Origin of the sequence: Paenimyroides viscosum, assembly GCF_003858535.1 — a bacterium.
Classification (GTDB): Bacteria; Bacteroidota; Bacteroidia; order Flavobacteriales; family Flavobacteriaceae; genus Flavobacterium; species Flavobacterium viscosum.
Genome location: NZ_RQTJ01000077.1, coordinates 1 through 1,723 on the forward strand (window position 1 = coordinate 1; position 1,723 = coordinate 1,723).

Sequence of the window (1,723 nt, forward strand, 5' to 3'; positions counted from 1 at the left end):
CAAAGAGCTTTTGATTGATGATTTGCGAACCGCCGAGTACGTGACCCGTACGCTCGGTGGTGTCAGAGGCGCACTCCGTCAGTTACTGGCGGAGCCGTCTACTCGATTAGCGGTTCGGCATTTTTTCTCGTTGTTCGTTTAGTTTGCCTTTCAATATTTTTCCCAAGTCGTTAAAGTCATATTTCAATGTTGCCAATAGTTTTATCCGCTATCCAAGTGATAAATCAATATATCTTGTCAAAATAAATGTACCTACAAGATAACCTAAATGAAAAATTGGTCGAAACATTACGTTGGTTTTTTTAAAATCAATTTGAAGATATTCGGTCAATAAAATTCCAATTGAGATTATTAGAAACCATACTGTAATAAAAGGAAATACAAGTTCGCCTTTTTTCATCAGCCTTGGTATTATATGAATTATATCGTGAAACAATCCACTAATTAAAAAAGTTATAATCAGAGATGCCCAATGCGGAAAAAAAGTCCTGATTGGTTTGTAACAATAAAATAGAAGAAAATATCCCCAACTTGGGTTCCAATATTTCCAAAAATCTCTGAACGAAGATGAAACGAATGGTTTAAAGAACATATTTCGAATAATCAATGGGACTTTTGTAGTTCCTGTTCGATATTGTGTATACTCTTCTAAAGTCATAATTATTTTGTTCGTGTCGTTTTATTCAAATTATTGGCAACGTTTATATTGTCGGTGTCGTTCTATGCTGACCGCTAACGTGCCTGTGCTTTGCGAAAGTTGCGGAATTTAAAGCCAAAACTTTGGACTAAAAAACCAACTTAAGCAAAAGGCAACTAATTGGATAAATTTAAACAAATTATTCAATTAGTTGCCTTTTGTGATATTTATTCTCAAACTTTAATTCTATCTAAAACACGCAATTTTGCAAAATACGAGTTATATGCAGGCTCTTTTTATTTAAATTTTGAGTTAAGTATTGATTGGGTTATTAATTTTTCATCAATTGGATTATCAATAACTGTTGTTATTTGTAATTCTTTATTCCCAATTTCACCAATGTACATATAGGTTGTGTAATTTTTTTCTGGATTTGAAATTATATTTTTGATAACATAAAAAACTTTTCCGTCAATTTGAATTTTCTCTTTTGTGATATTTATTGGAGTTTCAAGTTCCTTATATTTTTCTTTAAAGACATTGATAAGTTCGGTTATATATTCATCAAGACCAAAAGTTTTTATATTGTTATTTGATAAATAACTCGATATTATGATATTAAAGTTTATATTTTCTTCTTTTGTAATTGAAAATAATAAGTCTTCATCAGGATTTAAGTTTAAGTTTTTTTCGTTATTAAGTAAGCTTTCTCCAAGGTTAACAATTTCTGAAAAATTGTCAGTTTGATAGAAATATTTTTCAGGTTTTTCGTAAATCCAAGATACGGAATTAACTTTATAAACTTTTTGAGCAAAAATTGAATTTGCAATTAAAAATAATGAAATTATAAGAATATTTTTTTTCATTTGCCTTTGCTTTTTAAACGAACTATTTTTCAGAGCTTGCATATAACGTTCTGGCGCTTGGCGAGGTTGGGGAATAAAGATGCGAGATTTTTCGGTTAGACACAAATTTTCCAAATACAAAACCAACTTTCCATTAAGCCTAAAACCCCAATCTCGCCAAACGGCTGTGTGTGCCCTGCATATGCAGGACACACCCCGAAAGCTTTTCAAATAGTTCAAA

General features: G+C 31.1%; 2 protein-coding genes. Both read right to left on the reverse strand.

What is annotated here, in order from left to right:
* Window positions 1-208 precede the first annotated feature (208 nt).
* On the reverse strand, window positions 209-658 hold the full coding sequence (locus tag EG242_RS15275) for an MBOAT family O-acyltransferase (protein ID WP_124900694.1): 450 nt from the start codon (window positions 656-658) through the stop codon (window positions 209-211).
* Between the two features lie 275 nt (window positions 659-933).
* Window positions 934-1,723 (reverse strand): hypothetical protein (locus EG242_RS14740; protein WP_203227750.1); only part of this gene is annotated, 790 nt, incomplete at its 5' end.